General features: G+C 69.9%; 33 protein-coding genes and 1 pseudogene. 23 read left to right on the top strand and 11 right to left on the bottom strand.

Annotation, left to right across the window (positions count from 1 at the left end):
• Positions 1-23: 23 nt before the first annotated feature.
• Positions 24-653 (top strand): O-methyltransferase, encoded by a 630-nt coding sequence (locus KZJ41_RS09605; protein ID WP_006938797.1) that lies wholly within the window; start codon positions 24-26, stop codon positions 651-653.
• Positions 654-672: 19 nt separating this feature from the next.
• On the opposite strand, the gene glgC is transcribed toward KZJ41_RS09605, so the two are convergent.
• A complete protein-coding gene (glgC, locus tag KZJ41_RS09600; RefSeq protein WP_037200697.1) occupies positions 673-1,887 on the bottom strand; it encodes a glucose-1-phosphate adenylyltransferase in 1,215 nt (404 codons plus the stop codon).
• A gap of 87 nt (positions 1,888-1,974) precedes the next feature.
• On the opposite strand from glgC, the gene glgA reads away from it, so the two are divergent.
• A complete protein-coding gene (gene glgA / locus KZJ41_RS09595) occupies positions 1,975-3,150 on the top strand; it encodes a glycogen synthase (RefSeq protein ID WP_029542466.1) in 1,176 nt (391 codons plus the stop codon).
• 10 nt (positions 3,151-3,160) lie between these two features.
• On the opposite strand, the gene KZJ41_RS09590 is transcribed toward glgA, so the two are convergent.
• The 10 genes from KZJ41_RS09590 to dapE form a co-directional block, all read right to left on the bottom strand.
• The gene (locus tag KZJ41_RS09590) at positions 3,161-4,012 is read right to left on the bottom strand and encodes a putative RNA methyltransferase (RefSeq protein WP_006938800.1); all 852 of its coding nucleotides are present in this window, start codon (positions 4,010-4,012) and stop codon (positions 3,161-3,163) included.
• 112 nt (positions 4,013-4,124) lie between these two features.
• Positions 4,125-4,292 (bottom strand): DUF3117 domain-containing protein, encoded by a 168-nt coding sequence (locus tag KZJ41_RS09585; RefSeq protein WP_003936084.1) that lies wholly within the window; start codon positions 4,290-4,292, stop codon positions 4,125-4,127.
• 123 nt (positions 4,293-4,415) lie between these two features.
• A complete protein-coding gene (locus tag KZJ41_RS09580; protein ID WP_006938803.1) occupies positions 4,416-5,012 on the bottom strand; it encodes a DNA-3-methyladenine glycosylase I in 597 nt (198 codons plus the stop codon).
• Between the two features lie 2 nt (positions 5,013-5,014).
• Positions 5,015-5,395, bottom strand: a complete 381-nt coding sequence (locus KZJ41_RS09575; RefSeq protein ID WP_043799256.1) for a DivIVA domain-containing protein — start codon at positions 5,393-5,395, stop codon at positions 5,015-5,017.
• Between the two features lie 42 nt (positions 5,396-5,437).
• On the bottom strand, positions 5,438-6,355 hold the full coding sequence (locus tag KZJ41_RS09570) for a glucosyl-3-phosphoglycerate synthase (protein WP_029542464.1): 918 nt from the start codon (positions 6,353-6,355) through the stop codon (positions 5,438-5,440).
• Positions 6,352-7,233 carry a dihydropteroate synthase gene (gene folP / locus KZJ41_RS09565; RefSeq protein ID WP_043799255.1) on the bottom strand — a complete coding sequence of 294 codons (882 nt, stop codon included), beginning with the start codon at positions 7,231-7,233 and terminating at the stop codon, positions 6,352-6,354. Before folP ends, KZJ41_RS09570 begins: the two co-directional genes overlap by 4 nt.
• A 59-nt stretch (positions 7,234-7,292) precedes the next feature.
• Complete coding sequence (locus tag KZJ41_RS09560; protein ID WP_006938811.1) at positions 7,293-9,065, bottom strand: long-chain-acyl-CoA synthetase; 1,773 nt, start codon at positions 9,063-9,065, stop codon at positions 7,293-7,295.
• Between the two features lie 70 nt (positions 9,066-9,135).
• Complete coding sequence (locus KZJ41_RS09555; protein WP_051446043.1) at positions 9,136-9,723, bottom strand: TIGR00730 family Rossman fold protein; 588 nt, start codon at positions 9,721-9,723, stop codon at positions 9,136-9,138.
• Positions 9,717-10,523 (bottom strand): TIGR00730 family Rossman fold protein, encoded by an 807-nt coding sequence (locus KZJ41_RS09550; protein ID WP_006933996.1) that lies wholly within the window; start codon positions 10,521-10,523, stop codon positions 9,717-9,719. Before KZJ41_RS09550 ends, KZJ41_RS09555 begins: the two co-directional genes overlap by 7 nt.
• 56 nt (positions 10,524-10,579) lie before the next feature.
• The gene (gene dapE / locus KZJ41_RS09545; RefSeq protein WP_029542362.1) at positions 10,580-11,656 is read right to left on the bottom strand and encodes a succinyl-diaminopimelate desuccinylase; all 1,077 of its coding nucleotides are present in this window, start codon (positions 11,654-11,656) and stop codon (positions 10,580-10,582) included.
• Positions 11,657-11,729: 73 nt separating this feature from the next.
• Here dapE and dapD point away from each other — a divergent pair, with 73 nt between their 5' ends.
• The 21 genes and pseudogenes from dapD (at position 11,730) to KZJ41_RS09440 (ending at position 19,382) form a co-directional block, all read left to right on the top strand.
• Complete coding sequence (dapD, locus tag KZJ41_RS09540; RefSeq protein ID WP_029542360.1) at positions 11,730-12,683, top strand: 2,3,4,5-tetrahydropyridine-2,6-dicarboxylate N-succinyltransferase; 954 nt, start codon at positions 11,730-11,732, stop codon at positions 12,681-12,683.
• 88 nt (positions 12,684-12,771) lie between these two features.
• Positions 12,772-13,005 (top strand): annotated as a pseudogene (locus tag KZJ41_RS09535) (amino acid permease); the annotation flags it as partial.
• A gap of 53 nt (positions 13,006-13,058) precedes the next feature.
• Positions 13,059-13,280: a hypothetical protein gene (locus KZJ41_RS09530; protein ID WP_251550689.1), complete on the top strand. Its 222-nt coding sequence runs from the start codon at positions 13,059-13,061 to the stop codon at positions 13,278-13,280.
• A 2-nt stretch (positions 13,281-13,282) separates the two neighbouring features.
• Positions 13,283-13,552 carry a hypothetical protein gene (locus KZJ41_RS09525; protein WP_251550687.1) on the top strand — a complete coding sequence of 90 codons (270 nt, stop codon included), beginning with the start codon at positions 13,283-13,285 and terminating at the stop codon, positions 13,550-13,552.
• 2 nt (positions 13,553-13,554) lie between these two features.
• Positions 13,555-14,013 carry a hypothetical protein gene (locus KZJ41_RS09520; protein ID WP_251550685.1) on the top strand — a complete coding sequence of 153 codons (459 nt, stop codon included), beginning with the start codon at positions 13,555-13,557 and terminating at the stop codon, positions 14,011-14,013.
• A 10-nt stretch (positions 14,014-14,023) separates the two neighbouring features.
• Entirely contained in the window at positions 14,024-14,308 is a 285-nt protein-coding gene (locus KZJ41_RS09515; RefSeq protein WP_251550683.1) for a hypothetical protein, read from the top strand.
• Between the two features lie 13 nt (positions 14,309-14,321).
• A complete protein-coding gene (locus KZJ41_RS09510; protein ID WP_251550681.1) occupies positions 14,322-14,555 on the top strand; it encodes a hypothetical protein in 234 nt (77 codons plus the stop codon).
• The gene (locus KZJ41_RS09505) at positions 14,552-14,893 is read left to right on the top strand and encodes a hypothetical protein (protein ID WP_251550679.1); all 342 of its coding nucleotides are present in this window, start codon (positions 14,552-14,554) and stop codon (positions 14,891-14,893) included. Before KZJ41_RS09510 ends, KZJ41_RS09505 begins: the two co-directional genes overlap by 4 nt.
• Before the next feature lie 73 nt (positions 14,894-14,966).
• Positions 14,967-15,512 carry a hypothetical protein gene (locus KZJ41_RS09500; protein ID WP_251550677.1) on the top strand — a complete coding sequence of 182 codons (546 nt, stop codon included), beginning with the start codon at positions 14,967-14,969 and terminating at the stop codon, positions 15,510-15,512.
• Positions 15,513-15,608: 96 nt separating this feature from the next.
• Positions 15,609-15,854 carry a hypothetical protein gene (locus KZJ41_RS09495; RefSeq protein WP_251550675.1) on the top strand — a complete coding sequence of 82 codons (246 nt, stop codon included), beginning with the start codon at positions 15,609-15,611 and terminating at the stop codon, positions 15,852-15,854.
• Complete coding sequence (locus KZJ41_RS09490) at positions 15,851-16,036, top strand: hypothetical protein (RefSeq protein ID WP_251550673.1); 186 nt, start codon at positions 15,851-15,853, stop codon at positions 16,034-16,036. Before KZJ41_RS09495 ends, KZJ41_RS09490 begins: the two co-directional genes overlap by 4 nt.
• On the top strand, positions 16,033-16,326 hold the full coding sequence (locus KZJ41_RS09485; protein ID WP_251550671.1) for a hypothetical protein: 294 nt from the start codon (positions 16,033-16,035) through the stop codon (positions 16,324-16,326). Before KZJ41_RS09490 ends, KZJ41_RS09485 begins: the two co-directional genes overlap by 4 nt.
• A gap of 1 nt (position 16,327) precedes the next feature.
• A complete protein-coding gene (locus tag KZJ41_RS09480) occupies positions 16,328-16,528 on the top strand; it encodes a hypothetical protein (RefSeq protein WP_251550669.1) in 201 nt (66 codons plus the stop codon).
• Between the two features lies 1 nt (position 16,529).
• Positions 16,530-16,778 carry a hypothetical protein gene (locus KZJ41_RS09475; RefSeq protein ID WP_251550667.1) on the top strand — a complete coding sequence of 83 codons (249 nt, stop codon included), beginning with the start codon at positions 16,530-16,532 and terminating at the stop codon, positions 16,776-16,778.
• A gap of 1 nt (position 16,779) precedes the next feature.
• Complete coding sequence (locus KZJ41_RS09470) at positions 16,780-16,989, top strand: hypothetical protein (protein WP_251550665.1); 210 nt, start codon at positions 16,780-16,782, stop codon at positions 16,987-16,989.
• 3 nt (positions 16,990-16,992) lie between these two features.
• Complete coding sequence (locus tag KZJ41_RS09465) at positions 16,993-17,334, top strand: hypothetical protein (RefSeq protein WP_251550663.1); 342 nt, start codon at positions 16,993-16,995, stop codon at positions 17,332-17,334.
• Entirely contained in the window at positions 17,331-17,519 is a 189-nt protein-coding gene (locus tag KZJ41_RS09460) for a hypothetical protein (protein ID WP_251550661.1), read from the top strand. The genes KZJ41_RS09465 and KZJ41_RS09460 overlap by 4 nt, the downstream gene beginning before the upstream one ends.
• Before the next feature lie 9 nt (positions 17,520-17,528).
• Positions 17,529-18,203 carry a hypothetical protein gene (locus KZJ41_RS09455; RefSeq protein ID WP_251550659.1) on the top strand — a complete coding sequence of 225 codons (675 nt, stop codon included), beginning with the start codon at positions 17,529-17,531 and terminating at the stop codon, positions 18,201-18,203.
• Positions 18,200-18,466, top strand: coding sequence for a hypothetical protein (locus tag KZJ41_RS09450; RefSeq protein WP_251550657.1), 267 nt, complete (start codon positions 18,200-18,202; stop codon positions 18,464-18,466). Before KZJ41_RS09455 ends, KZJ41_RS09450 begins: the two co-directional genes overlap by 4 nt.
• Before the next feature lie 2 nt (positions 18,467-18,468).
• The gene (locus KZJ41_RS09445) at positions 18,469-19,062 is read left to right on the top strand and encodes a hypothetical protein (RefSeq protein ID WP_251550655.1); all 594 of its coding nucleotides are present in this window, start codon (positions 18,469-18,471) and stop codon (positions 19,060-19,062) included.
• A 2-nt stretch (positions 19,063-19,064) separates the two neighbouring features.
• Complete coding sequence (locus KZJ41_RS09440) at positions 19,065-19,382, top strand: hypothetical protein (RefSeq protein WP_251550653.1); 318 nt, start codon at positions 19,065-19,067, stop codon at positions 19,380-19,382.

Genomic DNA, 19,382 nt, shown 5'->3' with positions numbered 1-19,382 from the left:
CCGGCGACGATAACCTCACTGGGGTGCACACGAATGCCGAACGGATCCTGGCCCACGTCGAGAACGTCACCGAGGACGAGAACCTCGCCCTGGCGCGTGAGCGTGCCCTCGATCTCGGCGCAGATCCGATCCCGGCAGCAGTGGGCGCGGCCCTGGCGATGTTCACCCGCATGCTCGACGCACGGACCGTCGTCGAGGTCGGCACCGGCGCCGGCGTCAGCGGACTCTGGCTGCTGCGGGGCCTGCGCGAGGACGGCGTCCTCACCACCATCGACAGCGAGCCCGAGCATCAGCGTGCCGCCAAGACCGCGTTCCGGGAGGCCGGCGTCACGGCCTCCCGCACCCGGCTGATCAACGGGCGCGCGCTGGACGTGCTGCCACGGCTGGCCGACTCTGCCTACGACCTGGTCTTCGTCGACGCCACCCCCGCCGATCATCCGCACTACGTCCGCGAGGGCGTGCGGCTGTTGCGACCGGGCGGGGTCATCGTGCTGCACAACGCGCTGCTCTGCGGCCGCGTCGCCGACCCGGGCGAGCGTGACTCCGCCGTCCTCGCCGTCCGAGAGGCGACGCGGGCCGTGGTGACCGACGAGCGTCTCGCACCGGTGCTGCTGCCGGTGGGCGACGGGCTGCTCTGCGCCGCCAAGCTCTAGGCCCCGGCGCACGCCCCGATCAGATCCACACGCCCTTGCCGATGGCGACGACGCCGCCGCTGCTGACGGCGAAGCGCTGCCGGTCGCGTTCGAGGTCCACGCCGATGATCTCGCCGTCGCCGACGACGACGTTCTTGTCGAGGATCGCGCGCCGCACGACCGCGCCCTTGCCGATGCGCACGCCCGGCATCAGGACACTGCCCTCGACGGTGGCGCCGTCCTCGATCATGACGTTGGAGCTGAGCACCGAGTTGCGGACGGTGGCGGCCGACAGGATGCTGCCCGATCCGACGATCGACTCCTGCGCGAGACCGCCCTGGACGAATTTCGCCGGGGGCCACATCTCGGAGGCGCCGCGGATCGGCCAGCGCCGGTTGTAGAGGTTGAAGATCGGGTGCACCGACACCAGGTCCATGTGCGCGTCGTAGAACGCGTCGAGGGTGCCGACGTCGCGCCAGTAGCCACGGTCGCGTTCGGTGGCGCCCGGCACGACGTTGTCGTTGAAGTCGTAGACGTGCGCGGCGCCCTGCGCGACGAGGGCGGGGATGATGTCGCCGCCCATGTCGTGGTCCGAGTCCGGGTTCTCGGAGTCCGCCCGCAGCGCCTCCACCAGCACCTTGGTGGTGAAGACGTAGTTGCCCATCGAGGCGAAGGTGACGTTGGGATCGTCCGGGGTGCCGGGCGGGTGCGCGGGCTTTTCGAGGAACTGGGTGATGCGGCCCTGCTCGTCGGTGTCGATGCAACCGAACGCGAACGCCTCGCTGCGGGGTACCCGGATGCCGGCGACGGTCACGCCCGCGCCGGACTCGATGTGCTGGCTCACCATCTGCTCCGGGTCCATCCGGTAGACGTGGTCGGCGCCGAACACCACGATGTACTCCGGATCCTCGTCGTAGACGAGGTTGAGCGACTGGAGGATGGCGTCGGCGCTGCCGGTGTACCAGCGCGGCCCGAGCCGCTGCTGCGCCGGCACCGGGGTGATGTACTCGCCGGTGAAGCCCGACAGGCGCCAGGTCTGGGAGATGTGCCGGTCCAGCGAATGGGACTTGTACTGGGTCAGCACGCAGATCCGCAGGAACCCGGCGTTGACCAGGTTGCTCAGCACGAAGTCGATCAGTCGGTAGGCACCGCCGAACGGTACCGCCGGTTTCGCGCGGTCCGCCGTCAGCGGATACAGGCGTTTGCCCTCGCCGCCGGCGAGCACGATTCCAAGCACATGGGGCTGGCTCCTCACACAGTCAACCTATCCGCCACCCCCCTCCGCCGCCAGCGAAGAGGCCCATCGGTGGCCGGAACGTCACGCGCCGGATAGTTTGATCCGGTGCGGGTGGCAATGATGACGCGGGAGTACCCGCCGGAGGTCTACGGTGGTGCCGGCGTGCACGTCACCGAATTGGTTGCGCAGTTGCGCCGGCTGTGCGAAGTCGACGTGCACTGCATGGGGGCGCCCCGCGAGGGCGCCTTCGTCCACGGACCCGACCCCGAACTGGCGGGCGCCAACCCGGCGCTGACGACGCTGTCCGCCGAGCTGCGGATGGCGCACGCCGCGAGCGGTGCCGGCGTCGTCCACTCCCACACCTGGTACACCGGCCTCGCGGGGCATCTCGCCGCCGAGCTGTACGACGTGCCGCACGTGCTGACGGCACATTCGCTCGAACCGCGCCGGCCGTGGAAGGCCGAGCAGCTGGGCGGCGGCTACCGCGTCTCCTCGTGGTCCGAACGCAACGCGGTCGAGCACGCGGACGCGGTCATCGCGGTCAGCGCTGGGATGCGCCTCGACGTGCTGGACGCATATCCGTTCGTCGACCCGGCCCGTGTGCACGTGGTGCGCAACGGCATCGACACCGGGGTGTGGCACCCGGGGCCGGCCGAGCCGGGCGAGCCGTCCGCCCTGGAGAAGATCGGGGTGGACCCCGATCGGCCGATCGTCGCGTTCGTCGGGCGCATCACGCGCCAGAAGGGCGTCGGGCACCTCATCGCCGCCGCCCACGACGTGGACCCCGGAATTCAGCTGGTGCTGTGCGCCGGCGCGCCGGACACCCCGGAGATCGCCGCCGAGACCGAGCAGGCGGTGGCCGAACTCGAGCGCCGGCGCGGCAACGTCTTCTGGGTCCGCGAAATGCTCCCCACCGACTCGGTCCGTGAGATCCTTTCCGCGGCATCAGTTTTCGTGTGCCCATCGGTGTACGAGCCACTGGGTATCGTGAACCTCGAGGCGATGGCCTGCGAGACCGCTGTCGTCGCGTCGGACGTCGGTGGCATCCCCGAGGTCGTCGAGGACGGGGTCACCGGCCGGCTCGTGCACTACAACTCCTACGAGCCGCGGGCGTACGAGCAGGCGCTGGCCGCGGCGATCAACGAGGTCGCCGGCGACGCCGCCCTGGCTGCGGAGATGGGCCGGGCCGGACGGGTGCGGGCCATCGCGGAGTTCTCCTGGGCGCAGATCGCGCGGCAGACCCTCGCGGTGTACCAGGAGGTCGCCGCCGCGCGGCACTGAGCGTCCCGGCTCAGTGCGTCGCGCGCCGTTCCCACACTGTGACGGTCACCGAGGCGGTCACCGGGAACGGCTCCGGCAGCCCCGAGACCAGCTCCGCCAGCCGCTCGGCGGTCAGGTGGTGCCCCGAGGGCCCCATGCCGGCCAGCTGTCCGAGTGCCGGACGGTCGAGCTCCAGGGTGTACTGCACGTCGGCGCGGTCGACCCGCTCGAACGCGCCGGACAGGGCCGCCCCGAGCCGCTCGGTCTTGCGCTCGTCCACCTGGACCATGCCGGGCAGGGCCACCAGCTCGCGCAGGTGCGACGGGGTGGGGGCCGCGACGACGAGCACGCCGCCCGGCGCGAGGACCCGGTGCGTCTCGGCGGCGTTGCGCGGCGCAAAGACGGACAGCACGTGGCTGAGGACGCCGCTGCGGATCGGCCACTGCCGCCACACGTCGGCGAGCACGGCCCCGACGCGGGGATGGCTGCGGGCGATGCGCCGGACCGCGGGCTTGGACACGTCGAGCCCGACGCCGCGGCTGCCCGGCAGCGCGTCGAGCACCGCCGCGAGATACCGCCCGGTGCCGGCGCCCACCTCGAGGACGCGGGCGGTGCCGTCGCCGCCGGGACGCTCGGCACAGGCGCGGGCGACGGCGTCGCGCAGCGGATCGTAGTGTCCCGCCTCGAGGAAGTCCGCCCGCGCGGCGATCATCTCCGCGGTGTCGCCGGTGAACCGCGTCGCGGCCCCGGTGAGGAGGCTGACATACCCCTGGCGGGCGACATCGAAGCTGTGCCCGGCCTCGCACAGCAGCACGCCGTCGTCGAGATCGAGTCCGCGCTCGCACTGCGGGCAGGCGAGCAGATCGGTCACCGCGTCGAGCACGGGCAGTCCTTCCGAGAAACGAAGAGCACCGGAGTACGAACAGCAACGGGCCCCGCGCACCGTGGAGCGCGGGGCCCGGAGAACCCGGCGAATCGTCGCCGGGTGCCGACACCTAGCTGGTGACGCCCTTGAGCTCTTCGCCGAGCGCTGCAGCTTCCTCCGGCGTGAGTTCGACGACCAGACGTCCGCCACCCTCGAGTGGAACCCTCATGACGATTCCTCGTCCCTCTTTGGTTGCTTCGAGGGGACCGTCCCCGGTCCGGGGCTTCATGGCCGCCATCCTCTGCTCCCTCCAAATCTGCGCTCGACTCTTGCGCGCGTGGGTTACCGTGGGGGCCTCGTCGGAATTCGACGAGGCTCGCCACATCATTCTTCCCTATCCGGCCGACCGCCGGGTAGCTGACTATGCCCTAATGTGGCCGGAAACTGGTCGAACGTCCGTCTCGACCCAGCAGTCGGCGAGGTGATCGTCGACCATGCCGGTGGCCTGCATGAGCGCATACGCCGTGGTAGGACCGACGAACGCGAAGCCGCGCCGCTTCAGTTCGCGGGCCATTGCCGTCGACTCCGGTGTCACCGCCGGCACCTCCGCCACGGAGCGGAACCGCCGGGCGCGCCGCGCCGGCGCGAACGACCACAGCAGCGCGTCGAGGTCCGTGCCCTCCAGGTCGAGCACCGCCCGGGCGTTGGCGACCACCGCCTCGACCTTGCGCCGGTTCCGGACGATGCCGGCGTCGCCGAGCAGGCGAGCGACATCGTCGTCCGTGTAGCGGGCGACCACCTCGACGTCGAACCCCGCGAACGCCGACCGGAACGCCTCCCGCTTGCGCAGGATCGTCAGCCACGACAGCCCCGACTGGAACGCCTCGAGGGCAAGGCGCTCGAACAGCTCGTCGCGCCCGTGCAGCTCGCGGCCCCACTCCTCGTCGTGGTAGTCCCGGTACAGCGTGGACCCCGGCGGATCCACCGCCCACGGACAGCGCACCCGGTCCTCGTCCATCGCTACTCCCCCCTGTCCGAGCGGTCCCCTGCGGCCTCTACCGCAACGGATGCGTCGGCCTGCCCCACCGCGGCGTCGCCACCGGGCGTGCCCCGCTCGGCGTCCTCGTACGCGGCGAGCCTGGCCCGCAGGTCGTCGATCTCGTGCGAGAGCCGGTCGAGCGCCCAGTCCACCTCGGCGGTCTTGTAGCCCCGCAGCACCTGCTGGAAACGCAGATCCCGGACGTCCGCGCCGGTCACGTCGGTGACCGGCAGGGCCGTGGCGGTGGTGCCCGGCGGGATCGGCGCCAGGGTCTCCCCGCGGCCGAACACCGCGCTCGCCACGAGGAACAGCACCGCGCCGACGACCACCATGACGAGCAGGTAGAGCAGAACCGTCAGCATGTACCGATCTTGGCACGGGCCACCGACAGGGCGCCCGGGGCGTCAGGCCACGGTGGCGGCCGGGGGCCGGTCCGCGAGGCTGACCTCCGTGGTGACGGGGACGAACGCGTCGCCGTCCACCAGGAACTGGGTCAGGCCCGCCCCCGAGTCGGGGATCCCACAGCGGGCGAGCATGGTGCCGACGATCTGCCGGCTCATCACCCCCAGCTCCCCGAGCGGCCGGTTCCGGTGCTTGCGCACGCCGAGGTTGACCTGGGCGATCGCGCCGATCCCGAGCCGGTCGTAGGTGTCGAGCAGCAGCCCGATCTCGACGCCGTAGCCGGGCGCGAACGGCACCGCCGACAGCAGTTCCCGAGTACCGGCGTACTCGCCGCCCAGCGGCTGCAGCACGCACGTCAGCTCCGGCCGCAGCGCCGCGAGCAGCGGCCGCGCCACCAGTTCCGTGACCCGCCCCCCGCCGTTGGCCTCCTCGGCGCCGCTGACCCGGAGCGGGCGGCGGTAATAGCCCTTGACCAGGTGGATTCCGTCGCCGGTGAGCAGCGGTCCGAGCAGCTTGGGGACGAACGCCGGATCGGGGTCGAGCAGGTCCGAATCCACGAACGCGATGAGATCACCCGTGGTGGCCGCGACGGAGCGCCACAGCACCTCCCCCTTGCCGGGCACCGGGGCGAGGCCCGGCACCGCCTCTTCCCGGGAGAGGACGCGGGCGCCGGCGCTGCGGGCCCGCTCCGCCGTGCGGTCGGTGGACCCCGAGTCCAGCACGATCAGCTCGTCGACCAGCCCGCCGAGCAGCGGATGGATGGTGTCCACCACCCCCGCGACGGTCGTCTCCTCGTTGAGCGCGGGCAGCACCACCGACACGGTTCGGCCCCGCTTCGCGCGTTCGAGTTCGGCGATGCTCCATCCGGGCTCGTCCCAGCTGTTCGCCTCGGCCCACGGCCGGGTCATCGCGGTGCTCATGCCAGCCCCCTGACGGTGCGCGCCGGGGGGCGCGTGCCGGCGACGGCCGCCACCATGTCGACCACGCGACGGGTCGCCGCCACCTCGTGCACCCGAAACATCCGCGCGCCTGCCGCGGCCGCAAGTGCTGTCGCTGCCAATGTGCCCTCCAACCGGTCGGCGAGTTCCACCCCCAGAGTCTCCCCGATGAAGTCCTTGTTGCTCAGCGCCATGAGCACGGGCCACCCGGTATTTACGAGAACGTCCACGTGCCGCAACAACTCGAGGCCGTGGAAGGTGTTCTTGCCGAAATCGTGGGTCGGATCGATGAGGATGGCGTCGCCGGGCACCCCGGCCTTCGCGGCCCGCTCGGCCGCGGCGACGATCTCGCGCGTCACCTCGGCGACGACGTCGGTGTAGCGCACGCGGTGCGGCCGGGTGCGCGGGACCGCACCTCCGGTGTGCGAGCAGACGATGCCCGCGCCGAGTTCGGCCGCGACGGTCACCAGTTCCGGATCGGCACCCGCCCACGTGTCGTTGATCAGATCCGCCCCCTCCGCCACCGCGCGCCGCGCGACGTCGCTGCGCCAGGTGTCGACGCTGATGAGCAGCCCGGGGTGGCGGGCCCGGATCGCCGCGACGAACGGCACCACCCGCCGGGTCTCCTCCGCCGCGTCGACCACCTCGCCGGGGCCGGCCTTCACGCCGCCGATGTCGACGAGGTCCGCGCCCTCGGCCACGGCCCGATCCACGGCCGCCATCGCAGCGTCGTCGGTGAAGGTCGCGCCCCGGTCGTAGAACGAGTCCGGGGTGCGATTGACGATCGCCATCACCAGGGCCCGGTCGGTGGCGACCGGGCGGCCGCAGAGGGTCGGCGAGACGGTGACGGAGGCGGTCATGATTTCCATCCTGGCACGCACCCGCGGGCGGGCCCGGGCAGGAACCGGCCCAGCGGGAGTCAGCCCGCCGGCAGCTCGCCCCCGGCGACGGCCTCGACGTAGCCGTCGTACGCGGGCCGGTAGCCCTCCTCCGGCCCGGTGAGCACGTAGACGGGGTCGTCGCCGGTGTCGGCGTAGCCCTGCTTGCGCAGGTCCACCTTGCGGCTCTTGAACGTCGAGGTGTGCTCGAGTTCGCCGACGACACGGACGAACAGCGGCACCGCGTACGACGGCAGCGCCCGGTACAGCTGCGCCGCGAGCGCGGTGCCGTCGAACTCGGCACCGTCGTGGAGCGTGATCGCGGCCATGCCGGCCCGGCCGTCGGTGCCGGGGATCTCGACCCCGTAGACCACTGCCTGCGAGATCGACTCGTTCGCCGACACGGCCGCCTCGACCTCGGTGGTGGCGACGTTCTCGCCCTTCCACCGGAAGGTGTCGCCGAGGCGGTCGACGAACGCGACGTGCATGAAGCCCTGGCTGCGGACGAGGTCGCCGGTGTCGAACCAGGTGTCGCCGTCCTCGAAGCCGTCGCGCACGAGTTTGGACTCGCTCGCCTCGGGATCGGTGTAGCCGTCGAACGGGGCACGGTCGGTGACCTTCGCCAGCAGCAGGCCCACCTCGCCGCGGCCGACCCGGCGCAGCCGGCCGTCCGGTCCGCGGAGCGCCTTGCCGGTCTCGTGGTCGTAGTCGACCACTGCGTACGGAAGCGGGCAGACACCCGCGGTGCGCGGCTGGTTGAGCGCGTTGACGAACGCGATGTTGCACTCGCTGGCGCCGTAGAACTCGGCGACGCGGGCGATGCCGAACCGCTGGGTGAACTCGGTCCAGATCTCGGACCGCAGTCCGTTGCCCACCATCAACCGGATGCCGTTGTCGCGGTCGTCCGGCGACGGTGGCTGGTTGAGCAGGTAGCGGCAGATCTCCCCGATGTAGACGAACGCCGTCGCGCCGTTGCGCTTCGCGTCGGCCCAGAATCCGGTGGCGGAGAACTTGCGGCCGAGCGCGAAGGTGGCGCCGGCGGCGAGCACCGACGACAGCGACACGGTGAGGGCGTTGTTGTGATACAGCGGCAGGCAGCAGTACAGGGTGTCGTCGCGGCGCAGCCGGACGCCCAGGCTGCCCAGGCCCGACATGGACTTCAGCCACCGGAAATGGGTCATCCGGCTGGCCTTGGGCATGCCGGTGGTGCCCGAGGTGAAGATGAAGAAGGCGGTCTCCTTCGCCTGCAGGCGGTCGGTGACGGCGGGGTTCGCGGAGTCGGCGGCGACGGCGAGGTCGTCGAGTTCGCCGACGCGCAGCACCTTTCCGGCCGGCGGCGCCCCGTCGAGGGACTCCAGGGCCTCCTCGCATTCCTCCCCGACCACGAGCACCCGGCTGTCGAGCAGGCCGAGGCTGTGCGCGAGCACCTCGCCGCGCTGATGGTGATTGAGCATGCCGGCCGCGGCACCGAGCTTGACCGTGGCGAGCGCGACGAGCAACGCCTCCGGACGGTTCTTCATCAGCACGCCGACGACGTCGCCGGTGCGCACACCCTGCGCGGTGAGCACGGCGGCGTAGCGGTTGACCTGGGCGTTGGCGTCGCCGTAGCTGAGGGCGTCGCCCTCGAATCGCAGGAACGGCCGGTCCGGGTTCCGCTCCGCGAGGCGCTGGAACACCGACCCGATCGTCTCGCGCGCGTCCGGCCGCCGGATGAGACCCCGCGCGCCGCGTAGCAGGCTCGGTGCGTCGGGCAGCATTCGCGGAAGCTGGGTGGCGAGACCCACCAGGGAGATCGTCGAGCCGGACTCGGTCATGGCATCCTCGGTTACTGGCGGACAGGAACTTACTGCAGAGTAAGCAACCTCGGCGCGAAGCGGAAGCCCCTCACCCGGCGCAGCGGTCGAGGGCGTCGTCGATGTCGCCGGTGACCTGCAGGCCGTCGAGCGCGTGGCGGTTGACGAAGCCGGCCGGCACCATCGCCTCGAGCCAGTCGAGCAGCCCCCGGTAGTGCCCCACCGGGTCGAGCAGCACCACCGGCTTGGCGTGCATGCCCAGATAGCCGGCCGTCCACGTCTCGAACAATTCCTCGAGGGTGCCGATCCCGCCGGGCAGCGTGACGAACGCGTCGGCGCGCTCCTCCATCGCCTGCTTCCGCTGGCGCATCGTGTCCGTGACGATCAGCTCGTCGGCGTCGACGTCGGCGACCTCGCGGTGCACCAGCGCCTTGGGGATCACACCGACGGTGTGCCCGCCGGCGGCGCGCGTCGCCTGGGCGAGCGCACCCATCATCGACACGTTGCCGCCTCCGGAGACGAGCTGCCAGCCGCGCCGTCCGATGGCGGTCCCCACCGCCGCCGCGAGCTCGAGGTAGGACTCGTCGACCGGCCCGGAGGCGCAGTACACGCACACCGCCCGCGCCTCGACGGTGCGCTCGCCGCCGATGCCCTCGAACGGATGGAAACCGCTCACCACGCCCCGCCCCCTCCGTACAGCGCCGACTCGTCCTGCCCGCGATGGGCGTCGACGACGATCTGCACCGCCTCCTCCACGCTGTCGGTCAGGTACAGCAGATCGAGGTCGCTCGGTGAGATCCGGCCCTCGCCGACCATCGCGTGCCGGATCCATTCGAGCAGCCCCGCCCAGTAGTGGGTGCCCAGCAGCACGATGGGGAACCGGGTGATCTTGTGGGTCTGGACCAGCGTGAGCGCCTCGAACAGCTCGTCGAGCGTGCCGAAACCGCCGGGCAGGCAGACGAAGGCCTGGGAGTACTTCACGAACATCGTCTTGCGGGCGAAGAAGTAGCGGAAGTTCAGTCCGAGGTCGACCCATTCGTTGAGCGCCTGCTCGAACGGCAGCTCGATGCCCAGTCCGACGGAGAACCCGCCCGACTCGCTCGCGCCCCGGTTGGCCGCCTCCATCGCCCCCGGCCCACCGCCGGTGACAACCGCATAGCCCGCCGCGGCCAACGCGGCCCCGAGGGCACGGCCGGTGACGTACTCGGGGTGGTCGACGGGGGTGCGGGCAGAGCCGAAGACCGCCACCGCGCGCGGCACCTCCGCCAGCGCACCGAAACCCTCCACGAACTCGCTCTGGATGCGCAGCACCCGCCACGGATCGGTGTGCACCCAGTCGGAGGGGCCCCTCCGGTCCAGCAGTCGCTGGTCCATCGTCGTGGTCTCGGTCGCCCGGTCCCGGCGCAACTGGACGGGACCGCGGTGCACCACATCGGCACTCGCACGGTCGCGGGATCCGGGGTCGGTGTCGCGCGCCATGCGCCCAGATTAGGGGATGCCGCCGGGCCGCCCCGGCCGATGCCCCGCATCGTGCATCAGGCGGCCAGATACCTCCGCAGCGTGCCGGCGACCTCCGTGATCTGCTTCACGGGCACGTGCTCGTCGCGCTTGTGCGCGAGGTTCGGATCGCCGGGACCGTAGTTGACCGCCGGGATCCCCAGCGCCGCGAAGCGCGCGACGTCCGTCCATCCATACTTGGCCCGGAACCGGCCGCCGGCCGCGGCGACGAGGTCCGCGGCGGCGGGGTGGGCCAGGCCGGGCAGCGCGCCGGGCGAGCTGTCGGTGAGCTCGAGGGTGACGTCGAGACCGTCGAGCACCTCCCGCACGTGCGCGAGAGCCTGCTCGACGGTGCGGTCGGGCGCGAACCGGAAGTTGACGTCGAGGTCCGCGGCGTCGGGCACCACGTTGCCGGCGACGCCGCCGGCGATCCGTACCGCGGACAGACCCTCGCGGTAGACGCAGCCGTCGATGTCCACCGATCGCGGTTCGTAGGCCGCGAGCCGCTCCAGCACCGGGGCCAGCCGGTGGATCGCATTGTCACCCAGCCAGGACCGCGCCGAATGCGCGCGCACCCCGGTCGCCGAGATCCGCACCCGCAGGGTGCCCTGGCAGCCCGCCTCGATCTGCCCGGCCGTCGGCTCGCCGAGGATCGCCACGTCCGCGTCCAGCCAGTCCCGCAGGTCCCGCTCGATGCGGCCGAGACCGTTGTAGGCCGCGGCGATCTCCTCGCAGTCGTAGAAGACCAGCGTCAGATCGTGCGCCGGGTCCGCGATGGTGGCGGCCAGGTGCAGGAACACCGCGTCGCCCGACTTCATGTCGGCCGTGCCGCAGCCGTACAGCAACTCCCCGTCGCGCCGCGACGGCACGTTGTCCGCGATGGGCACGGTGTCGAGATGCCCGGCCAGCAGCACCCGGCTCGGCCGGCCGAGCCGGGTCCGCGCGAGGACCGCGTTGCCGCTGCGGACGATCTCGAAACCGGTGGTCTGCTCGCGCAGCGCCTGTTCGACGGAGTCGGCAATCACCGCCTCGTCCTGCGAGACACTGGGGATGTCGACCAGCGCAGCGGTCAGCTCGATCGGATCGGCGTGCAGGTCCAGGCGCGGTGCAGACATGCAAGAACAATACGTGGAGCGATTTCCCAGGCCGCCGGTGCGAACGACGACGCCTCGCGTACGCTTCACGACCGTGAGTGCACAGGGAGCATCAGCAGTAGGCATCGCCAACATCGCGGCGGACGGCACCGTTCTCGACACCTGGTACCCGGCCCCCACGCTGGGCGAATACAGCGAGACGGGCACGTCCCGGCTCGAGGGCACGGACATCCCGTCGGACTTCGCGCTGCTCGTCGGCGCCGACGAGGCGCGCGAGGTCAACCAGGTCGCGGTCCGCACGACGATCGCCGACCTGTCCCAGCCGCCGGCCGACGCGCACGACGCCTACCTGCGGCTGCACCTGCTGTCGCACCGCCTCGTCCGGCCGCACGGCGCCAACCTCGACGGCGTGTTCGGCCTGCTCGCCAACGTCGTGTGGACCAATTACGGCCCGTGCGCCGTCGACAACTTCGAACTGGTGCGCTCGCGCCTGCGCATCCGTGGCCCCGTGACCGTGTACGGCGTCGACAAGTTCCCCCGCATGGTCGACTACGTCGTGCCGTCCGGGGTGCGCATCGCCGATGCCGACCGTGTCCGCCTCGGCGCGCACCTGGCCGCCGGCACCACCGTCATGCACGAGGGCTTCGTGAACTTCAACGCGGGCACGCTCGGCAACTCGATGGTCGAGGGCCGCATCTCCGCGGGCGTCGTCGTCGACGACGGCTCCGACATCGGTGGTGGCGCGTCGATCATGGGCACCCTGTCCGGCGGCGGCAAGGAGGTCATCGCCATCGGCAAGCGCTGCCTGCTCGGCGCCAATGCCGGTGTCGGCATCTCCCTCGGCGACGACTGCATCGTCGAGGCCGGCCTGTACGTCACCGCCGGCACCAAGGTCAGCGGCCCCGACGGCACCGTCGTCAAGGCCAAGGACCTCAACGGCCGCTCCAACCTGATGCTGCGCCGCAACTCGGTCACCGGCGCCGTCGAGGTGGTTCCCACCAAGGGCACCGGCGTCGAACTGAATGCGGCGCTGCACGCCAACGACTGACCCAGAGAAACCGATCGTGTCGAAAACCGAGCACACACTCACCGAAGCCGACCACCTCGAGCACGGGCTCAAGGTCCGGCACCTGACGATGATGGGACTCGGTTCCGCGATCGGCGCAGGCCTGTTCCTCGGGTCCGGCGTCGGCATCGCCGCCGCCGGACCCGCGGTGATCGTCTCCTACGTCCTGGCCGGCATCATGATCGTCTTCGTGATGCGCATGCTCGGGGAGATGGGAGCGGCCCTCCCGGCCAGCGGATCCTTCTCCCATTACGCCCGCATCGGCATCGGTGAATGGGCCGGCTTCACGATGGGCTGGCTCTACTGTTCCAAGTACGGTTACCCCCACTGAAGTTCCGACCGCCAAGGAGCCCTCAAATGACTGACGCCACCGCCCGCAAGACCATCACCTACGTCTCGCTCCGCAAGCACTCCGGCCCGTGGGCTCCCCGCACCGACGGCATCGACGTCAGCAGCGACGAGTACCGCAGGCTGATCGACGCCGGATGGCTCCCGCAGCGGACCTGGACCGCCACCGAGACCGCGCCCGGCGTCTGGTCGCTCTCGGACTCCCGTCCCGTCGAGAAGATGGAGAAGTGATCATGACCACCACCGCCATCCGTCGCCTCCGCGCCCACCGGATCGTCGGCAACCTCCCCGATCGGCTCGGCGACCGCCAGCGCAGCGTCCTGGAGGCCCTTCTCGACCACGGCCAGTGGTACGCCGGGTGCGGCTGGGTCTGGGACACCGTGTCCGGCACCGACCGCGTGATGCGATCCCTCGTCCGGCGCGGGCTGGCCGAGCAGACTACCGGCGGTGGCTATGTTCGCTACATGCCCGCCGCCTCCCTCGCCGAGAAGATGGAGAGCTGATCATGACCTGCATCGAGCACGCCCGCCAGGTGGCCGTCGACAACGGCTGGAACGTCGTCGAGTCCGTCCACGGACTCACCTCCTGCTACCGGGGCGAGGACACCGTCCATCTCACCTACATCGACGACGGCCTGATCCGCTATGTCGACCGCCAGGCGCCGGGAGAGGGGCTGCGTACCGTGGCCACCTGGCACGACGCCAGCCCACTGCAGGCGGCCGTGGACATCCTCACCCTGCCCGCGCCGTTCCCGCCCGCCCAGGTCGGCGACCGTGTCAGCACCGCCGCCGAGCTGAACGCCCTGCCGTCCGGTGTCATCATCGTCGACCCCGACGACGACGCCTGGCAGAAGTCCACCGACCAGAGGTGGAACGGGGCCTCGGCCTCGACCAAACGCTGGACCGCAGCCGAGCTGGCCGACCTCGACGGCTTCACCGTCGTCTACATCCCCACAACCCGATAGGAGCACTGCCATGCCCACCACCAAGGTCACCGGCCTGACCCCCTCCAATGTCGCCGCCCTCCGTGGGGTCGCGGGGGAGATCAGGGATGTCACTTGCGGCGCCACCTACGCCGTGTTCGAGGGCGACCCCGAGGCGGTCCTGATGCGGCTGGAGATCGTGATGAACCGCCTGCTGATCAGCCTCGGCGGCCGGTCCTTCGAGTACCGATCCCTGATCGCCGTCCGCAACAAGCTCCGCAAGTTCGTCGAGAACGAGACGAACTCCGGCAAGCACGTCCGTGTCACCGACCGCTGAGAGGATCCCGATCATGGAACGCGAAGACATTATCCAGCTCGCCCGCGAGAACGGCCTGCGGTTCACCGACTCTCGGCACAACCGGCTGATCACCCCGAACGACCGCTGGGAGGTCCGCAAGATTCTCGACGAAGACCGATGGCTGGTCTTCGACCAGCAGGGCCACACCCCCCGGGCCGACGTGTCGGGCCTGATCGAGGCCCAGGAGCACATCGACCGCGTCGTCTTCGACGAGGAGGGGTCATGACCGACGTCTACGTGCTCACCCGCGAGTACCCCTACGAGCCGGGCACCGTGCTGGGGGCCTACTCGGACCTGGAGTCGGCCCAGGCTGCGGCCTGGCGGCACGCGCAGACCGCCATGGATCCCGACGAACTCGGGTGGATCTACCCGGACCACGAGATCCGGTGGCGGCACGAGACCGACCCCATGTGGATCTACCACAGCGCCGAGCGGTGGTTCGACAAGGCGGACTACAACAACTGCGCCTACTACATGGTTCACCGCTTCGAGGTCGGGGTAAACCAGTTCATGCACGACACATCTGACCACGACCCTAGTCAGATCCAGGATCCTGGAATGTGACCCTAGACACACCATAGCTTCGGGTGTAACCTAGATCTCACCAAGCAAACCGACCGTTCTCGAGGAGCCCGAAATGTCCGACACCGCAACCCGACTGGCCGCCGTCACCACCGACCGGTTCGTCGCCACAGACAACGGCAATTTTTGGTTCGTGGCCGACACCCATGCCCTCGACCGCAACGGCACCGCGCGGGTGAAGGACAAGGCCGCCGCCAAGCAGTGGACCGAGGACGTCCTGGCCTCCGAGATCGCGTGGGAGGGCCTCTACAGCCTCGACCACACCGAGGGCTCCACCCCTGACGGGGACTTCTTCGTCAAGAAGCTCTCCTACGACCGGTGGGAGATCACCCGCCCGAACTACCCGAAGATGAAGCCCGTCGTCGCCGACAGCGCGCGCACGGCGCAGCTCTACGTCCGCGAGCGCAAGCTGTGGTGGGTCGACCAGACCACCAACCTCGGCGAGGGCTCCCGGGTCACCATGACCGACCCCGAGACCGGCCGCCTCCGCACCGAGATCGTCGTCCAGTACATCGCCTGGATGGACAACTCCGACGAGATCGTCGGTCACCTCGGCGGCCGCAAGATGCTCTCGTACCCCTCCGGGGATGCCTGCTTCTGATCCATCGCCTGACCGGGGCGGGACTTCCCCGCCAAGAGAACACCCGCCCCGGCTCGGCTTCCTAACCAGTCCCGACTCATCGACAGGACCGCCATCATGACTACCACAACTACGGCCGAGGCGCCCGCACCGCGCCCCCGGCGCCGCCGCAAGGCCGACTACGAGGTCGCCTGGTACTGGGCCGACCAGCGCCCCGAGACCGCCCCGTTCCTGGGGGCCGCCATCGACCACGTGAAGGCCTTCGACGCCGAGGACGCCGTCCTCGCCCTCCGCCGCAAGCTCCGCCAGGAGTACACGTTCGCCCGCAAGGCGATCGTCATCGTGGAGGTGGCGCCGGTATGAGGAACCCCGCCCCGCCCCGCCAGTGCGACTACTGCTGGAAGCTGCACCACAAGATCGTCAACGCGGTCACCGTGGTCAAGCTCGTCAACGGGAGCTGCTCCGGCGTCTGCACCGCCCACCTGACCGCCCACACGCACCTCATGGACATCATGAAGGCTGCCGAGGAACCGGCACCACGATGAACGGGACCGCGCTGCTCTCCCGCACCTGGTGGCGGCACCTGATGCTGGAGACCACCGAAGAGCTGTACGCGGAGATGCACAGCTACGCATGGGGCTCCCCGGAGCGGGCGAGCATCGCGGACTCGATCAGGGTCAGGACCAACGCGCAGGCCGCCATCGAGCACATCGCCTGCGAGCACGCGGACTCGGACGACTGGTCGAAGGTCGTCCGAGGTCTCCAGTACGACACCTACGAAGCCGACTGCACCCCCTCGGTCGCCTTCGACCCCTTCGCCGACGAAGAAGACTGACATGAGCGCACCCACCCGCGACCGCACCGGCCGTCCCAAGCAGAAGACCTTCCGCCGGTTCGAGATCGTCTACCAGATCGGTCAGCGGACCAGCTCCATCACCGTCGTCGCCCGCGACGTCGCCGAGGCCCTGCAGACCTCCTGGGCCGCCACCGAAATGCCCACCCGCACCATCCGCTCCATCACCGAGATCGGAGGCTGACATGACCACCACCATGCACCGCCCGCTGTGCGCCATCGCCCGCGAGATCGCCCGAGACTGGCCCGCCGCCCGCTCGAGCCAACACCCGGCCGGGCACTACCTGGCCGCGATGGCCGAGCTGTGGTCGATCGACCAGCGGTACGGCGCGGACGACGCCAGGTACGTCATCCGGTACTTCCTGTCCAACGCCGGAGGCTGGCGCGGCGACACCGCGCGCCGGGTCAAGGCCGAGCTGAAGAGGATGCTCTGAGATGTTCGCCGCCGACCCCGCCAACCCCACCGTCGTGGCCGCCGAGATCATCCGCTACGAGAACGGCGAGCTGACCGACGAGGAGACCGCGAACCTGTTCCAGTACCTCATCGACAACGACTGGATCCCGCGCCTGCAGGGCCACTACGGGCGCCAGGCCTACTACCTCGTGCAGGCGGGGCTTTGCAGCGTCCCGCCCGAGGAGGGCTGACCCGTGCCGCGCCTGAACCGGGCCCAGACCCGTGAGCTGCAGGTGATCTTCGGCAAGATGGTCGGGATCCCCGAGTCCCCGAACGTCCATGTCCGGGCGGCCCGCTTCAAGGAGTCCCTGAAGGCCCTGCAGGCGTTCATCGACCAGCACGGCCACCAGGGCGGCGTCACCGCGCGGGTGGCCGAGGCGATGGGCGAGCAGATCCATCATGTCGCCGACTACATCGACGAGCACCTCGAACACGAGCCGCAGCCTCAGGAGAAGCTGCCACTGAAGGCCCGGATGATCCACGGCCTGGCCGAGACGATCGACGGCATCACCGAACACCTGAAGGAGGGGCCATGACAGACCAGCTTGTGATCGGCGGCGGCATGGGACCGTTCGTCGGCGCCCTGTTCATCGACCGTTACGACGACGCCTTGGTGGGCCGGGTGATGCTCGGTCTCATCACCCCCTGGGGGATGCGGGTGGCCCGGCTCCCCGAACTCGTCGTCGAGATCCAGCCCGACCGTCACCCCGCACACCACTGAGAGACCATCATGGGACAGTATTACCACCCCGTCATCCTCGACCCGAGCGGTCGTGTCGTCGCCACCATGTACTCGCACGAGTACGGCGAAGGCCTCAAGCTCATGGAGCACAGCTACCTGGGCAATCCGTTCGTCGAGGCCTTCGAGATCCTGCTCGCAATGGACGCCGCCTGCCGGGTTGTCTGGGCCGGTGACTACGCCGACGATGAGCCGGTCGCCCCGGAGCTGGTCAGGACCCCCGGCACCGATCTGGAGCTGCGCGAGGCGCACGATGAGTTCGAGGGCCTGAATCTGTACGGCTACGCCCAGAAGGCGCCCCACGTCCGCATGAACGTGCCCGCCTACCGCGAGCAGCAGCCCTGGCACCGGGATCCCAAACCGGAGCCGAACTTCGAGCCGCCGTTCCTGGTCACCGCCGAGTCGCACCCGTTCATCCTGAACCACGACGACATGCTGTACGTCGACAAGCGGTCGGTGCCCGATGTGGCCTGGCGGGACGGGCTCAAGATTCACCCACTGCCCCTGCTCACCTGCGAGGGCAACGGGCGGGGGGGTGGAGACTACTTCGCTCACGACGACGTCGACCACCTGATCGGGTCCTGGGCCCGCAAGCGCATCTCCGTGGGGAGCAGCGTGACCGACGACTTCACCGAGATCAAGTTCAACCTGACGGAGCCGTCATGAAGATCTACCTCCTGCAGGCCCCTGAGGGGCGCGACTGGGATGAGTACCAAGGCTTCGTGATCGTCGCCGAGAGCCGTACCCAGGCCCGCGAGATCGCCGGGCAGAAGGCCCAGCAGTACTCGGGCACCACCGAGTTCGGCCGACGGGTGAACGAGAAGGAGCGCGCGTACTGGCTCAACGACGCCGACTGCACCCTCGTCGGCGAGTACACCGGCTGCACCCTCGAAGACCCCGTCCTACTTCACGACTACAAGGCAGGCTAGCCATGAAACTCACCACCGCCCTTGCCGTTACCGCCCTGTCTGCCACCCTGGTCACCGCCTGCGCGGGCACCGCCGAGGACAAGACCGTGTTCCCTCCGCCCGAGAGCGTGGCCGGGAAGGGGGTCGCCGAGGCCCCACTGAAGTCCGTCGTCAGCGAGCACCGGATCACCGTCGGGCAGCCGACGACCATGACCACCACCGAGGGGGTCGCCGTCGACTTCACCATCACCGGCATGACCCCGATGCCCGGCTCCGACTGCCCGAGCGTGGTCTACGACGGCCCGCCCGACGCCCGCTACCTCAAGATCGATCTGACCGTCCGCACGCGCCAGGTGGTGCCCGGCGACTACAGCTCGCTGTTCGACGAGTTCCTGTGGAAGGTGCGCGGCGACAACGGTGAGGTCATCGAGGATGCCGGGATGGAGTGGAACGCGTTCTCGTGCCTGGACTCCGAGCAAAGAGGCGACGAAATGGACAAGCTCGAGACAAACTCCATCTACCACAAGAGCATTGTGCTACCACAGGAAGGACCAACCGGTACGGTAATCCTGGAGCCGGGGTACGAGTCCGACGACCGATTCGAACTGAGGTACTGATCATGACCGACATCCGCGAGCATGAGCACCGGAAGTACGAGAGCAAGGCTCAGTACATCGAGGACAATCACCGGAGGCTGCTGGACGCGATCCGTGAGCTACCCCTGCTCAATGACAATGCCGTCTGCCCGAAGTGCCTGTGCGACCGCATCACCACCGACTGCGTGCAGGTCACCAAACCCAATCGGGTGATCACCGACAAGCCGCAGCGAGGCCATCCGTATGCGACCACGCTGCGGACCTCGTGGGCGATGAAGCGACAGTGCGGCCGGTGCGGATACCCCTGGTTCGAACGACCCCACGACGTCGAAGGGAACTGA

Source organism: Rhodococcus sp. 11-3 (assembly GCF_023704055.1).
Taxonomy (GTDB): domain Bacteria; phylum Actinomycetota; class Actinomycetes; order Mycobacteriales; family Mycobacteriaceae; genus Rhodococcus; species Rhodococcus aetherivorans.
Note: the sequence above shows the minus strand (reverse complement) of the source record. Positions and strands in the feature narration are given on the sequence as shown.

Bases quoted from the DNA above. Each gene is read 5' to 3' on its own strand.
- KZJ41_RS09520 (WP_251550685.1), top strand. From the start codon at position 13,555: ATGACCTGCATCGAGCACGCCCGCCAGGTGGCCGTCGACAACGGCTGG.
- KZJ41_RS09495 (WP_251550675.1), top strand. From the start codon at position 15,609: ATGACTACCACAACTACGGCCGAGGCGCCCGCACCGCGCCCCCGGCGC.
- KZJ41_RS09455 (WP_251550659.1), top strand. From the start codon at position 17,529: ATGGGACAGTATTACCACCCCGTCATCCTCGACCCGAGCGGTCGTGTC.
- KZJ41_RS09440 (WP_251550653.1), top strand. From the start codon at position 19,065: ATGACCGACATCCGCGAGCATGAGCACCGGAAGTACGAGAGCAAGGCT.
- KZJ41_RS09570 (WP_029542464.1), bottom strand. From the start codon at position 6,355: ATGAGCACCGCGATGACCCGGCCGTGGGCCGAGGCGAACAGCTGGGAC.
- KZJ41_RS09490 (WP_251550673.1), top strand. From the start codon at position 15,851: ATGAGGAACCCCGCCCCGCCCCGCCAGTGCGACTACTGCTGGAAGCTG.
- KZJ41_RS09585 (WP_003936084.1), bottom strand. From the start codon at position 4,292: ATGGCGGCCATGAAGCCCCGGACCGGGGACGGTCCCCTCGAAGCAACC.
- KZJ41_RS09510 (WP_251550681.1), top strand. From the start codon at position 14,322: ATGGAACGCGAAGACATTATCCAGCTCGCCCGCGAGAACGGCCTGCGG.
- KZJ41_RS09450 (WP_251550657.1), top strand. From the start codon at position 18,200: ATGAAGATCTACCTCCTGCAGGCCCCTGAGGGGCGCGACTGGGATGAG.
- KZJ41_RS09480 (WP_251550669.1), top strand. From the start codon at position 16,328: ATGAGCGCACCCACCCGCGACCGCACCGGCCGTCCCAAGCAGAAGACC.
- KZJ41_RS09515 (WP_251550683.1), top strand. From the start codon at position 14,024: ATGCCCACCACCAAGGTCACCGGCCTGACCCCCTCCAATGTCGCCGCC.
- KZJ41_RS09460 (WP_251550661.1), top strand. From the start codon at position 17,331: ATGACAGACCAGCTTGTGATCGGCGGCGGCATGGGACCGTTCGTCGGC.
- KZJ41_RS09575 (WP_043799256.1), bottom strand. From the start codon at position 5,395: ATGCTGACGGTTCTGCTCTACCTGCTCGTCATGGTGGTCGTCGGCGCG.
- KZJ41_RS09505 (WP_251550679.1), top strand. From the start codon at position 14,552: ATGACCGACGTCTACGTGCTCACCCGCGAGTACCCCTACGAGCCGGGC.
- KZJ41_RS09445 (WP_251550655.1), top strand. From the start codon at position 18,469: ATGAAACTCACCACCGCCCTTGCCGTTACCGCCCTGTCTGCCACCCTG.
- dapE (WP_029542362.1), bottom strand. From the start codon at position 11,656: ATGTCTGCACCGCGCCTGGACCTGCACGCCGATCCGATCGAGCTGACC.
- KZJ41_RS09475 (WP_251550667.1), top strand. From the start codon at position 16,530: ATGACCACCACCATGCACCGCCCGCTGTGCGCCATCGCCCGCGAGATC.
- KZJ41_RS09525 (WP_251550687.1), top strand. From the start codon at position 13,283: ATGACCACCACCGCCATCCGTCGCCTCCGCGCCCACCGGATCGTCGGC.
- KZJ41_RS09550 (WP_006933996.1), bottom strand. From the start codon at position 10,523: ATGGCGCGCGACACCGACCCCGGATCCCGCGACCGTGCGAGTGCCGAT.
- KZJ41_RS09470 (WP_251550665.1), top strand. From the start codon at position 16,780: ATGTTCGCCGCCGACCCCGCCAACCCCACCGTCGTGGCCGCCGAGATC.
- KZJ41_RS09500 (WP_251550677.1), top strand. From the start codon at position 14,967: ATGTCCGACACCGCAACCCGACTGGCCGCCGTCACCACCGACCGGTTC.
- KZJ41_RS09485 (WP_251550671.1), top strand. From the start codon at position 16,033: ATGAACGGGACCGCGCTGCTCTCCCGCACCTGGTGGCGGCACCTGATG.
- folP (WP_043799255.1), bottom strand. From the start codon at position 7,233: ATGACCGCCTCCGTCACCGTCTCGCCGACCCTCTGCGGCCGCCCGGTC.
- KZJ41_RS09560 (WP_006938811.1), bottom strand. From the start codon at position 9,065: ATGACCGAGTCCGGCTCGACGATCTCCCTGGTGGGTCTCGCCACCCAG.
- KZJ41_RS09580 (WP_006938803.1), bottom strand. From the start codon at position 5,012: ATGGACGAGGACCGGGTGCGCTGTCCGTGGGCGGTGGATCCGCCGGGG.
- KZJ41_RS09530 (WP_251550689.1), top strand. From the start codon at position 13,059: ATGACTGACGCCACCGCCCGCAAGACCATCACCTACGTCTCGCTCCGC.